6 protein-coding genes and 1 riboswitch are annotated in these 12,951 nt (G+C 65.4%); of the genes, 1 reads left to right on the top strand and 5 read right to left on the bottom strand.

All coding sequences use genetic code 11. The annotated features are described in order from the left end of the window. Nucleotides 1-22: 22 nt before the first annotated feature. From CFY91_RS06720 to CFY91_RS06710, 3 genes are all read right to left on the bottom strand, one after another. Nucleotides 23-1,867 carry a TonB-dependent receptor domain-containing protein gene (locus tag CFY91_RS06720; RefSeq protein ID WP_093985581.1) on the bottom strand — a complete coding sequence of 615 codons (1,845 nt, stop codon included), beginning with the start codon at nt 1,865-1,867 and terminating at the stop codon, nt 23-25. 98 nt (nt 1,868-1,965) lie between these two features. Beyond that, a riboswitch (cobalamin riboswitch) is annotated at nt 1,966-2,176 on the bottom strand. A gap of 35 nt (nt 2,177-2,211) precedes the next feature. Then, entirely contained in the window at nt 2,212-4,110 is a 1,899-nt protein-coding gene (gene dxs / locus CFY91_RS06715) for a 1-deoxy-D-xylulose-5-phosphate synthase (RefSeq protein ID WP_093985580.1), read from the bottom strand. An 88-nt stretch (nt 4,111-4,198) separates the two neighbouring features. Then, a complete protein-coding gene (locus tag CFY91_RS06710; RefSeq protein ID WP_093985579.1) occupies nt 4,199-6,574 on the bottom strand; it encodes a heavy metal translocating P-type ATPase in 2,376 nt (791 codons plus the stop codon). Between the two features lie 200 nt (nt 6,575-6,774). Between CFY91_RS06710 and CFY91_RS06705 the strand changes: the two genes are divergently transcribed. Continuing rightward, nucleotides 6,775-7,941 carry a Bcr/CflA family multidrug efflux MFS transporter gene (locus tag CFY91_RS06705; RefSeq protein WP_093985578.1) on the top strand — a complete coding sequence of 389 codons (1,167 nt, stop codon included), beginning with the start codon at nt 6,775-6,777 and terminating at the stop codon, nt 7,939-7,941. 63 nt (nt 7,942-8,004) lie between these two features. Here the strand turns inward: CFY91_RS06705 and CFY91_RS06700 are convergent, their stop codons facing one another. Next, a complete protein-coding gene (locus CFY91_RS06700; RefSeq protein ID WP_165765309.1) occupies nt 8,005-11,904 on the bottom strand; it encodes a bifunctional diguanylate cyclase/phosphodiesterase in 3,900 nt (1,299 codons plus the stop codon). Nucleotides 11,905-11,978: 74 nt separating this feature from the next. Next, nucleotides 11,979-12,932 (bottom strand): adenosine deaminase, encoded by a 954-nt coding sequence (locus tag CFY91_RS06695; RefSeq protein WP_093985576.1) that lies wholly within the window; start codon nt 12,930-12,932, stop codon nt 11,979-11,981. Nucleotides 12,933-12,951 lie beyond the last annotated feature (19 nt).

Genomic DNA, 12,951 nt, shown 5'->3' with positions numbered 1-12,951 from the left:
GCGTTTGCAGATTGGCAGAGGATTACAGGCTGGGGGTCCAGGTGACCGACATCAGCGCGGTGCGCCCTGTTTCGCGATAGGTGTAGTAGGTGGCTGGCCAGCCCTCGTATTGCGCGCGGCTGTACTGTTTGTTCAGCACGTTGTCGAGCTTGAAGCCCAGTTGTACCTCGTCGCTGGCCTGCCAGGCACTACGCAGGTTCAGCAGGCCATAGCCTGATAGTTCGCGGTTATTGGCAAGATCGTCATAGCTGCTGCTTACGGCCTGCCAGCCGGCGCCAATACTTAGCGCGCCAAAGGAGCGATCCAGATCAAGACTCAGCGTGCGTCGGGCACGACGGTCCAGGGTCTTGCCAGTTTCCCGGTCGCGCGGGTCGATCAGGCTGAGCCCCAGTGCGGCCTGCCAGCCCAGTAGCTCCTGTTGCAGGGATGCTTCGAAGCCATTGATGCGTGCTTTATCGATGTTCTGCGCGGGCCAGCCAGCAATGGCATTGCGCAAGTCTGTGCGGTAGAGCGAGGTTTCCAGGCGGGTTGTCGCGGCCAGCTGGCTGCGCCATTGCAGCTCATAGGACTTGGAGCTTTCCGGTTGCAGGGTGGGGTTACCACCGCCGGGCCAGTACAGGTCGTTGAAGGTTGGTGCGCGGAAACCTTCCGCGTAGGACAGGATCAGGTCGTTATCGGCATTCAGCGCGTAAGTGACTGCACCGCTGAAGGTGTTGCTGCTGCCGAATTGCGCGTTCTTGTCATGGCGCAGGCCCAGCTCGCTGGAGAAACGCTCGCCGCGGTAGTTGTGCTGCAGAATCAGTCCATGATTCCAGCGGCTGTCTTCCGTGTAGTTGATGTTGCTGTGCAGTGTCTCCTCGTAGCCGTCGGCACCCACGATCAAGCTATGACCATTGCCCAACTCCAGGGTGTTCAACCATGCGGCGCTGTCTCGGTAGGTATTGAAGGGGCTGCTGTCTTTGGCATCATCGTAGCGTACGGTCGGACGATTTTCGCTGTGGCCCAGTTCAAGACGGCTTTTCCAGAGGGCGTTGATCTGTGCGGAGAGAAAGCCAGAGTAGCTACTGACCTGATAGTCAAAATAAGGGTACTGCCCGCCCCAGTCCATGTCGTACTCGCTTTCGCCGCGCTGGTCGAGCACGCTGAAGCCGGCTTCCAGTTGCTCGCTGAAACGGTGGTTCAGGTTGGCGCTGAAGGCATTGTTGCGATAGGCATCCCGATCGTTATCCGGTGCGCTGTTGGCGTAGGAACGGTTGATGCCGCGGGTGTCATCGGCGCTGGCCTGTAGGCTGAAGCGTGTGTGCTGGTCGCCGCCGGACAGGCCCAGGCTGCGCTCCCAGGTGTTGTGGGTTCCGTAGCCGATGCGCAGGCGCGGTGTGAGCGGCTGGTCTGTGCCGCGACGAGTGATGATATGTACCACGCCGCCAATCGCGTCGGAGCCGTAAACTGCCGAGCGCGAGCCGCGTAGCACCTCAACGCGTTCGATTTGTTCAATGCTCAGGTATTCAAGTGGCGAACCACCGGCTGATGCTGAACTGATCCGCTGGCCATCAACCAATACCAGGCTTTGTGCTGATTTTGTACCGCGCATGAAGAGGCTTACGGTGCTGCCTGGGCCGCCGCTGCGGGCGATCTGTACGCCGGGAACGCGCTGCAGTAAGTCAGCAACGCTGGAGGGCTGCAGGCGCTCTATATCCTGGCGGTTGAACACGGTGTTCGCTGCGCTGCTTGCACTGCGTGGTTGCGCCTCGCGGTTGGCGCTGATCAGTGTTTCAGTAAGCTTCAGGGTCTCTGTTGTGGATGCGGCATGGGCGCAGGAGAGACTGGGCGCCAGGGCTACAGCCAGGGCAATACGGGACAATTTCATGGAAAAGCCTCAAAAGCGTGAATGAACTTCTGAGGAGGGCAGACAAGGGCCGCCAGGGAAACTGCGGACGGCACTTGACGGTGCCGCCCTCCGCAACACCTGTCGAATCCGTCCAGGCCGGTCTCCGGGCTTGCGAGAACACCTGGCTCGCCTTCCCATGCTGAAGCACAGTGGCGGTTGAGCCGGGTTGTCGCCTGGCGGCGACCATCGCTTACCGTTGCGGGGGCAGCGCCGGAATTGCTCGAAGAGCGCACCGGCTTCCCGTTTCATGCGGCCGCAAAGCCGCACACCTGGGTGGAATAAAACCGCGGCACCTTAGCGAGAGGCGCCGTTGAAAGCAAGGATTAAGCTGTGCGGCTATCGGCCAGGCGGCGTTCGATGGCCTGCTGGATGCCTGCCGCGTCGAGCCCGCATTCGGCGAGCATTTCTTCCGGGCGGGCGTGTTCCACGTAGTAGTCCGGCAGGCCGAGCTGCAGCAGGGGGACGGCCAGGCCGTGGGCCGCCAGGCACTCGCCGACCGCACTGCCGGCGCCGCCCATGATGGTGTTTTCCTCGATGCTCACCAGCAGGCTGTGGCTGGCGGCCATCTCCAGCAGCAGTGCTTCGTCGAGCGGTTTGACGAAGCGCATGTCGACCACGCTGGCGTCCAGCGCCTCGGCCGCCTGCAGGGCGGCAGCCAGTTGCACGCCAAACACCAGCAGGGCAACCCGTTGCCCCTGGCGGCGCAGCACGCCCTTGCCGATGGGCAGGGGCTGCAGCGAGCTGTCGATGGGCGCATTGGGGCCACTGCCGCGCGGATAGCGCACCGCCGCCGGGCCTTTGTGCAGGTAGCCGGTGGTGAGCATCTGGCGCAGTTCATTCTCGTCGCTGGGGGTCATCACCAGCATGCCGGGAATGCAGCGCAGGTAGGAAATGTCGAAGCTGCCGGCATGCGTCGGGCCGTCCTCGCCGACCAGGCCGGCGCGGTCGATGGCGAACAGTACGTCGAGGTCCTGTACCGCGACATCATGGATCAGCTGGTCGTAGGCGCGCTGCAGGAAGGTCGAGTAGATCGCTACCACCGGCTTCATGCCTTCACAGGCCAGGCCGGCGGCCAGGGTCACGGCGTGTTGCTCGGCGATCGCCACGTCGAAATAGCGGGTCGGATAGCGCTCGGCAAAGGACACCAGGTCGGAGCCTTCCTTCATCGCCGGGGTGATGCCGACCAGGCGTGCATCCTGCTCGGCCATGTCGCACAGCCAGCGACCGAAGACGTTGGAGTACTTGGGCCCGCTGGGTTTCTTCGGCGCCGGGTTGTCGCTGGGCGGTTCCAGCTTGGTAATCGCGTGGTAGCCGATCGGGTCCAGTTCGGCCGGGGCGAAACCCTTGCCTTTCTTGGTGACCACATGCAGGAACTGCGGGCCTTCCAGGTCGCGCATGTTGCGCAGGGTGGCCAGCAGCGTGGGCAGGTCGTGACCGTCGATCGGGCCGATGTAGTTCCAGCCCAGCTCCTCGAACAGCGTGCCGGGCACCAGCATGCCCTTGGCGTGTTCTTCGGTCTTGCGGGCGATTTCCCAGGCGCCGGGCAGGCGCGAAAGGACCTTCTTGCTGCCCTCGCGCATGCTTGCGTAGGTGCGGCTGGAGAGAATCTTCGCCAGGTAGTTGGACAGGCCACCGACGTTGTTGGAAATCGACATATCGTTGTCGTTGAGCACCACCAGCATGTCGGCCTTGGTGTCGGAGGCGTGATTGAGGGCCTCGAAGGCCATGCCGGCGGTCATGGCACCGTCACCGATCACCGCCACGCTCTTGCGTTTTTCGCCCTTCAGGCGGGCCGCCAGGGCCATGCCGAGTGCCGCACTGATGCTGGTGCTGGAGTGGCCGACGCCGAAGGTGTCGTACTCGCTCTCGCTGCGCCGTGGGAAGGCAGCCAGGCCGTCCTTCTGGCGCAGGCTGGTCATGCGTTCGCGGCGGCCGGTGAGAATCTTGTGCGGGTAGGCCTGGTGGCCGACGTCCCAGACCAGGCGGTCCCAGGGCGTGTCGAAGACGTAGTGCAGGGCGATGGTCAGCTCGATCACCCCCAGGCCGGCGCCAAAGTGCCCGCCACTCTGCCCCACGCTGTAGAGCAGGAACTGACGCAGTTCGTTGGCCAGCGTGACCAGCTCGGCTTCGCCCAGGCGGCGCAGCTCTCCCGGCGTGGCCGCGCGGTCGAGCAACGGCGTGACGGGGCGCTCGCGGGGGATCTCGTGGAACGTCTTCGGCATTGAAGTGGTCGCGTGGCGGAAAAAGAGCGGCAGTTTACCTGATGCGCCCCGCGCAGCCCAAGATGCAGAGGAGATACCCCTGCACGGTTCATGGTCGCCAGCGGTACAGCAGCAAGGCGTTGCTCACCACGCTGAGGCTGGAAAGCGCCATGGCGGCGCCGGCCAGCATCGGGTTGAGCAGGCCGGCGGCGGCCAGGGGCAGGGCCAGCAGGTTGTAGGCAAAGGCCCAGAACAGGTTCTGGCGGATCTTGCCGTAGGTGCGCCGGCTGATCGCCAGCGCCGCGCTGACCAGGCGCGGATCGCCGCGCATCAGGGTGATCCCGGCGGCCTGCATGGCCACATCGGTGCCGCTGCCCATGGCAATACCGACATCCGCGGCGGCCAGCGCCGGGGCATCGTTGATACCGTCACCGACCATGCCGACCACCCGGCCTTGGTCCTGCAACTGGCGAATGCGCGCCGCCTTGTCGGCCGGCAACACTTGCGCCTGCAGCTGATCAATGCCCAGCGCCTGGGCCACCCTGCCGGCGCTGCCGGGGTTGTCGCCACTCAGCAGATGGCAGCGCAGGCCGGCCTGGTGCAGTGCGGTAATGGCCGCGCCGGCACCGTCCTTGATTGGGTCGGCAAAGGCCAGCAGGGCGACGGCGCGCGGTGTCGGCCGGTACTCGGCCAACCAGGCCAGGCTGTGCCCGGCGGCCTCCCATTGGGCGGCCTGGGCCGCCAGGGGCTGGCTGTCGATGGCCATCTCCTGCAGCAGGCGGGCATTGCCGAGCAGCCACTCGCGGCCCTCCAGGCTGCCGCGCACACCGCGTCCTGGCAGTACCTGGCTGTCGCTGGCCGCCGGGGTGGGCAGGCGTTGGCTGCGACAGGCGCGCAGTACCGCACGGGCCAGCGGGTGCTCGCTGCCGCGCTGCAGGCTGCCGGCCAGGCTCAGCCAGTGTGTGTCGTGCGCGGCGGCGTCCGGCGAGGGGGCACTGCACAGGGCCACCAGTTGCGGCTGGCCCTCAGTCAGGGTGCCGGTTTTGTCGAAGACCAGATCAGTCACCTTGTGGGCCACTTCCAGGGCGCTGGCGTCCTTGATCAGGATGCCGTGCCGGGCTGCGACCCCGGTGCCGGCCATGATCGCCGTGGGCGTGGCCAGGCCCAGTGCGCAGGGGCAGGCGATGACCAGTACGCTGACGGCGTTGAGCAGGGCCTGTTCCAGGCCGGCGCCGGCCAGCAACCAGCCGCCGAGGGTGAGCAGGGCAATCAGCAGGACGACGGGGACAAACCAGGCGCTGATGCGGTCGACCAGTTTCTGGATTGGCGCCTTGGCCGCCTGGGCGTCCTCGACCAGGCGGATGATGCGCGCCAGCACGCTTTCCGCGCCAAGGGCGGTGACGCTGACCAGCAGGCTGCCTTCGCCATTCAGGCTGCCGCCGGTGACCGTGCTGCCGGGCGCCTTGGCCTGCGGCAGGCTCTCCCCGCTGATCAGTGATTCGTCGGCCTGACTGTGGCCCTCCAGGACCAGGCCGTCGCAGGGAAAACGCTCGCCGGGCAGCACGCGCAGGCGGTCGGCGCGGCGCAGTTCGCTGAGTGCCACCCAGCTTTCCTGGTCACCCGTGACCCGCCGTGCTTGCTGCGGACGCAGCGCCTGCAGCGCGGCGATGGCGGCACCGGTCTGGCGTTTGGCACGGCTTTCCAGGTGCTTGCCGAGCAGCACCAGGGCGATGACCACGGCGGCCGACTCGAAATACAGGTGGGGCATGGCTCCGGGCTCGGCCTGCCACCACAGGTACAGGCTCAGGCCGAAGGCGGCACTGGTGCCGATTGCCACCAGCAGGTCCATGTTGCCGCTACCGGCACGCAGCGCCCGCCAGCCGGCGCGGTAGAAGCGTGCGCCGAGGATGAACTGCACCGGCGCGGCCAGGGCGAACTGTATCCAGGCCGGCAGCATCCAGTGCACACCGAACCATTCGGCGAACATCGGCAGCATCAGTGGGATGGCCAGCAGCAGGGCCAGCAGGGGTTGCCAGTCACGGCGGACCAGCGTGGGCGGGCTGTCCGGTGTAGCCAGGCGGGCGCCGAACCCGGCCTGTTCGACGGCGTGCAGCAGCGTCTGCACATCGCTGCCGGCAAGCAGCTGGAGTTGCGCGGTTTCGCTGGCCAGGTTGACGCTGGCCTGGCAGACCCCGTCGACGGCGAGCAGCGCCCGCTCGATGCGCGCGGCGCAGCTGGCGCAGGTCATGCCTTGCAGGTGCAGGCTTAGGTTGTGCACGGGCACCTGGTAGCCGGCCTCCTCGATGCACTGGCGCAGGCTGGCCAACTGGCCGGGCGGGGCTTGCAGGCGCACGCGTTCGCTGGCCAGGTTGACCTGCACGGCGCTGACGCCAGGCAGGGCGCCGAGGGCTTTCTCGATGCGCGCCGCGCAACTGGCGCAGCTCATGCCGCGTAGCGGCAGGTCGTAGGCAATGGCTCGGTGCATGGCTGGTTCTCCGTGAGGCTGCTGGCAAGCCTGCGCCTTGCCACTGTGGCAAGGTCAAGGGACAATCCCCGGCAGTATGTTGTCTGCCCGGTCAGCTAGCGGCCAGTAGGTCGGCGGTTGCTGATCCCGGCAGTGTCCTTCCTCAGTCGTTCAGTGTGCCAGGCAGGCCATGTGCTGTTGCCTGTGTCACGAGTGCCCGCATGACCTTGCGTATCCTGCTGATCCTTGGCGCGCTGAGCGCCTTCGGGCCATTGGCCATCGATTTCTACCTGCCCAGTTTCCCGACGCTGGCCCGGCAGTTCGCCACGGATGTCGAACATGTGCAACTGAGCCTGGCGGCTTATTTTGCCGGGCTGGCCATTGGCCAACTGCTTTATGGGCCGCTGGCCGATCGCTTTGGCCGACGCCGCCCGTTGCTGGTGGGGGTCAGCCTGTTTGCCCTGGCCTCGCTGGCCTGCGCCTGGGCGGAGAGCCTGGAGGTGCTGGTCCTGGCGCGGTTCGTTCAGGCGCTGGGCGGCTGTGCCGGCATGGTCATCTCACGGGCCGTGGTGCGTGACCTGTGCGATCCGCTGGCGTCGGCCAAGGTGTTTTCCCAGCTGATCCTGGTCATGGGGGTAGCACCCATCCTGGCGCCGCTGGCGGGTGGTTGGCTGCTGGCCTGGTCCGGCTGGCCGGCGATCTTCTATTGCCTGCTGCTGTTTGCCGTACTCTGCGCGCTGGCGATTGCCCTGTGGCTGCCGGAAAGCCGTCCGGCGCATGCGCCGCCGGCGCCGCTCAGCGGTGCCCTGGGGCAATATCGGCGGCTGTTTGGCGAACGCCAGTTCCTTGCCTATGCGCTGTGCGGGGGGCTGGCCATGGCCGGGATGTTTGCCTACATCGCCGGCTCGCCCTTCCTGTTCATCGAGCTGTATGGCGTATCGCCGCAGCACTATGGCTGGCTGTTCGGCTGTAACGCGGCGGGCTTCATTGGCATGGCACAGGTCAACGCGCGGCTGATCAATCGCCGCGGGCCGGCCTTCTGGATGCGTCGCGTAGTGGTGTTCTACCTACTGTGCAGCCTGTCGCTGGTGCTGCTGGCGCTGGCCCGGCCGGCGCACCTGTGGCCGTTCCTGCCGCTGCTGTTTGCGGCCATTGCCAGTCTCGGTTGCGTAATTCCCAATGCGACCGCCTGCGCCATGGCCGGGCAGGGCGCGCATGCCGGGAGTGCCTCGGCGCTGCTCGGTTCGCTGCAGTTCAGCGTGGCGGCGCTGGCCGCCGGCCTGGTTGCCGCCTGGAACGATGGCAGCGCCCTGCCACTGGCCGTGGTGATCAGCCTGTGTGCCCTGCTGGCCTGCCTGTGTGCCTGGCTGACTACGCGCACGGCATAGCCGGCCGTGGCGCCCTTCCAGGGCGTCGTTGCACAGCGCGATGGCCGATCGAACGGGTTGCTCTCAGGGCATGCTGGCCGGCAGACCGTGCTCGTGCCACCAGGTGGGCAGGCAGTCGGCCGGCAGCGGGCGACTGAACAGGTAGCCCTGGCTGTACTGGCAGTCGAGCTGGCGCAGCACTTCCAGTTGCTGGGGCTGCTCGACGCCTTCGGCAAGTACGTTGAGGTCCAGGCTGTGCGCCAGGGTGATGATGGCGCGAACGATCTGCAGATTGCCGTGATCCTCGGGGATGCCTTGCATGAAACTCTGGTCGATCTTCAGTTTGTTGATCGGGAAGCGCCGCAGGTAGGCCAGTGACGAGTAGCCGGTACCGAAGTCATCCACGGCCAGCTGCAGGCCGAGATCGCGCAGCGCCTGCAGGGTGCGCTGCGCCTGCTCGACATTATCCATCAGCGCTCCCTCGGTGATCTCCAGCTCCAGGCAGCGTGCCGGCAGGCCGCTCTGGCGCAGGGCGCGCTGCACCTGCTCAAGCAGGTTGCGCTGGCGGAACTGGCGGGGTGACAGATTGACCGCCAGGGTCTGCAGATTCAGCCCCTGTTGGCGCCATTGCTGGGCCTGCCGGCAAGCCTCCTGCAGCGCCCAGGCGCCGAGAGGCTCGATCAGGCCGCAGTCCTCGGCCAGGGGGATGAATTGCCCCGGAGGCACCAGGCCTTCGCTGCTTTGCCAGCGCAGCAGTGCCTCGACACCCATGCCCCGGCCGCTTTGCGTATCCAGCAGCGGCTGGTAGTGCAGGATGAATTCGCCCTGTTTGAGCGCACGGCGCAGGCGTGATTCGAGGATCAGGCGCTGCTGGGCCGCATCGGTCAGCGCCTGGGTGTAGAAGCAGAACGCATTGCGTCCGGACTGCTTGGCCTGGTACATGGCCGCATCGGCATTGCGGATCAGTTCGTCGGCGTCGAAGCTGTCCTCCGGGCACAGGCTGATACCAATGCTGCTGGTCAGGTAGACCTCGCGTGCACCACTGAGCTGGAAGGGCGCTTCAATCAGGCGCAACAACAGGCGTGCCACCTGGGCAGCCTCATCGGGTTTCTGCAGGTTTTCCAGGATGACCAGGAATTCGTCGCCGCCCAGTCGGGCCAGGGTGTCCTCCTGGCGCAGGCGTTGACGCAGACGTTGGGCCAGCGCGCCGAGCAGTTCGTCACCGGCCGGGTGGCCAAGGCTGTCGTTGATGTTCTTGAAGTGATCGAGGTCGAAGAACAGCACGGCAACCCGTGCGTCGTTGCGTTGAGCATGCAGCAGCGCATGCTTGAGACGTTCATGGGCCAGCAGGCGGTTGGGCAGCTCGGTCAGCGGATCGAAGTGTGCCATGTGGGTCAGCCGTTCCTGGCTGTCCTTGAGGGCGCTGATGTCGCTGAAGATCAGTACATACTGGCGTTCCTGGCCTGTGCCGCCGCGAATCAGACTGGCGTTGAGCAGCACCGGCAGCAGGCGACCGTCGGGGTGACGGCTGAACAGTTCGCCCTGCCACTGGCCGTGGTCGCGCAGGGTGCGCCACAACTGGCGGTAGCGTTGGCGCTGTTCGGCATTGTGCAGGGCCAGCGGCAGGTGACGGCCGAGCGCGGTTTCCGGCGCCAGGCCGGTCAGCTCACTGAACGCCGGGTTGCTGGTGATGATGCGGCGCTGCTGGTCGACGATGAGGATGGCTTCGCGGCTGCTGTCGAAGACCGTGGCCGCCTGGCGCAGCGCGGCTTCGTGCTGCTTGCGCATGCTGATGTCTTCAAGCACCGAGATGAAGTAATGCGGTTGGCCGTTGGCATGGCGTACCAGTGCTACGCTGAGATGCGCCCAGACCAATCGTCCACTGGCATGCCAGTAACGCTTTTCCAGGCTGTAGCTGTTCCGTTCGCCCTGCAGTAGCCGCTGCACTTCATGCAGGTCACGTGGCAGGTCATCGGTGTGGCTGAGCTCCTGGAAGGTGCGCTGCAGTAATTGCTCCTCGGCATAGCCGAACATCTCGCAGAGGTGGCGGTTGACGCGCAACCACTGGCCATCCGGGGCAACATGGGCAATGCCGATGGCGGCGTGCTCGAAGGTTGCCCGGAAACGCTGTTCGCTTTCCTGGCGCTGTTGCTGGAGCATCTGCTGCTGCACTGCCAGGGCTGCCAGGCGGCTGAATTCGGTAACCAGGTCGAGGTCTTCCTGGCTGGGCTGGCGACGTTGCTGGTAGTAGATGCCGAAAACCCCGAGCACCTGCTGGAATTCGTCCTTGAACGGCAGTGACCAGGCGGCCGCGATACCGGCCTGAGTGCAGAGCTGGCGGAGTGCGGCATCGTTGTGCGCGCCCTGCAGATCGTCGAGAACCACCAGCTCGCCGCTGCGTACGGCCTGGGCACAACTGATCAGGCTGTCCGGTACGGCGAGCTGGCGCAGGAAGCGCTGCCATTCGTCAGGCAGGCTGGGGGCGGCCAGCAGGTGCAGCTGCTGGCCCTCGCCATCCAACAGCAGAATGCTGACGCGCATTTGCGGGTTGACCCATTCCAGGCTGTAGGCAATTCCGGTAAGGATATCGGCCAGTGGCTGGTTGCCATTGAGCGCATCCAGCACGGCATTGCGCGCCTGTTGCAGGGCCTGGATCTGTCGGCGGCTATGGATGTCGGTCAGGCTGCCGCGCATGCCCTGAGCGCTGCGCTTGAGCTGTACTTCAACCCAGCGCAGGCTGCCATCGCTGCAGCGCAGGCGGTATTCGCCCGTCCAGCTGGCTCGTTTGCCGGCGCTGAGCTGGCGGCGTATTTCGCACAGGGTGCGACTGTCTTCGTCGTGCAGGAAGTCTTCGAGCGGCTGGTGCAGGCTCTGTTCCGCGCTGTGGCCGCTGAGCGCCCACCAGGCCTGGCTGAGAAAGCTCAGGCGGCCCTGGTCGTCGAGCAGGAAAATGGCTTCGCTGAGCTGTTCGACCAGCTCCCGATAGCGCGCCTCGCTGTCCTTGAGCGCGGCCTGTGCGCTGCGTTGATCGCTGAGGTCGATATCGATGCAGTACAGCTCCGGCTGGTTGTGCAGATTGACCAGCATCTGGTGGCTGGAATACACGTTTACCGGGCTGCCATCGCGTCGCTGCAGGGTAATCTCGCCTGCCGCAATCGGTTCGCCGCCGCTCATCCAGCGCTGAATATCAGCGACGACTTTGCTGCGCATTGGCGTGGGCACGATCAACTGCTCCAGATGGCGGCCCATCGCTTCGCTGGCGCTATAGCCGTATAGCTCGCTGCTGGCCTGGTTCCAGTAGATCACCCGGCGTTCGCGGTCATAGCCCTGCACGGCGATGCGGGGGGGCTGCTCGAACAGTTGGCGAAAGCGTCGTTCGCTTTCCCGCAGTGCCTGCTCGTCGCGCTTTTGTGCCGTGATATTGCGTACGCTGCCTTCTGCGCAGAACGGCCCCAGTGCCTGGCCGCGCAGTTGCAGCCAGGTCAGCTCGCCGTTGTCCCTGGGTTGCAGGCGAACGCTGCAGTTGAGGGCCTTGCCCTCACCCAATAGCGCCTGCAGGGCGTTCTGCAACAGCACCCGGTCCGCCGGATGCAGGCACTGCAGGAGCTGTTCCTGGGTCAGGCGCTGGCGTTGGCTGGGCAGTTGCAGCAGTTCGATGGCTTGCTCACCCAGCCAGAACTGGCTATCACGGAACTGCCAGTCGCCGAGGTCGGCTTCGCGCTGGGTGTTGCGCCGGCTGGCCCGTTCGCGCAGCAGGTTGTCGAGCAGTTGTTCGCGGTGGCGCTGCTGGTAGCGGGCCAGGCCGAATACCAGCAGGCTACTGAGGGTGATGAACAGCAGGCCCTTCCAGGTTTGCAGGCGCTGCCACTGGGCTGCATCCAGGCCCAGCGAGGCCAGCAGTTGGTCGCTGAAAAGAATCCACAGAGTGCTGAAGGCCAGGTAGCTTCCGGCCAGCAGCAGGGGGCTGGTCGCTGCAGGTTTCATCCTGATCCCTATGCGCGAGGCCATGGGCGTTGGCCTGAATGCCGAGTTTAGATGCTCCCTGCAGGCTTTGCCTGTCAGTTGCGTACGAAGCGTGCGTCCAGGCTGTTTTGCGCCAATTGCCGGGCCTGTGCCTGGCTCATGCCCAGGCTGTCGTGCAGGGCCTGGAAGTTTTCGTTGAGATAGCCGCCGAAGTAGGCCGGATCATCCGAGTTGACTGTGACCTTCAGGCCGCATTCGAGCATGCTCAGGATAGTGTGCTGGCGCATGTCATCGAAGACGCGCAGCTTGACGTTGGAGAGCGGGCAGACGGTCAGCGGGATCTGCTCGTCGACCAGGCGCTGGACCAGGCGTGGGTCTTCCATGGCGCGCACGCCATGGTCGATGCGTTCTACCTTGAGCAGATCGAGAGCTTCCCAGATATAGGCGGGTGGTCCTTCCTCGCCGGCATGTGCCACGGCATGCAGACCTTCGCTACGCGCCTTGGCAAATACTCGCTGGAACTTGCTGGGCGGATGGCCAAGCTCGGAGCTGTCCAGGCCCACGCCGATGAAGCTGTCACGCCAGGGCATGGCTTCGGCAAGGGTGGCAAAGGCCTGCTCTTCGCTGAGATGGCGCAGGAAGCTGAGGATCAGCCCCGAGCTGATGCCCAGCTGACGGCGGCCGTCGGCCAATGCCTGGCTAATCCCGGCGATCACTCGTTGCAAGGGAATGCCACGCTCGGTGTGCGTCTGCGGATCGAAGAAGGGCTCGCAGTGCACCACGCCCTGGGCCTGGCACTTGCACAGGTAGGCCCAGGTCAGGTCGTAGAAGTCCTGTTCCTCGCGCAGGACGTTGGCGCCCTGGTAGTAGAGGTCGAGGAACTCCTGCAGATTGTGGCAGGCATAGGCCTGGCGCAGGCTGTCAATGTCCGCCCAGGGCAGGCTGATGCGGTTGCGTTCGGCAAGCTGGAAAAGCAGTTCGGGTTCCAGTGCGCCTTCCAGGTGCAGATGCAGTTCGGCCTTGGCCAGGGCATTGAGCCAGTTGTCCATGAGGGTCTCGTCAGGCAGG

It is taken from the genome of Pseudomonas fluvialis (genome assembly GCF_002234375.1).
Lineage (GTDB): Bacteria > Pseudomonadota > Gammaproteobacteria > Pseudomonadales > Pseudomonadaceae > Aquipseudomonas > Aquipseudomonas fluvialis.
This window is presented reverse-complemented; position numbering and strand designations above follow the sequence as displayed.

Bases quoted from the DNA above. Each gene is read 5' to 3' on its own strand.
- CFY91_RS06695 (WP_093985576.1), bottom strand. From the start codon at position 12,932: ATGGACAACTGGCTCAATGCCCTGGCCAAGGCCGAACTGCATCTGCAC.
- CFY91_RS06720 (WP_093985581.1), bottom strand. From the start codon at position 1,867: ATGAAATTGTCCCGTATTGCCCTGGCTGTAGCCCTGGCGCCCAGTCTC.
- CFY91_RS06705 (WP_093985578.1), top strand. From the start codon at position 6,775: ATGACCTTGCGTATCCTGCTGATCCTTGGCGCGCTGAGCGCCTTCGGG.
- CFY91_RS06710 (WP_093985579.1), bottom strand. From the start codon at position 6,574: ATGCACCGAGCCATTGCCTACGACCTGCCGCTACGCGGCATGAGCTGC.
- dxs (WP_093985580.1), bottom strand. From the start codon at position 4,110: ATGCCGAAGACGTTCCACGAGATCCCCCGCGAGCGCCCCGTCACGCCG.
- CFY91_RS06700 (WP_165765309.1), bottom strand. From the start codon at position 11,904: ATGAAACCTGCAGCGACCAGCCCCCTGCTGCTGGCCGGAAGCTACCTG.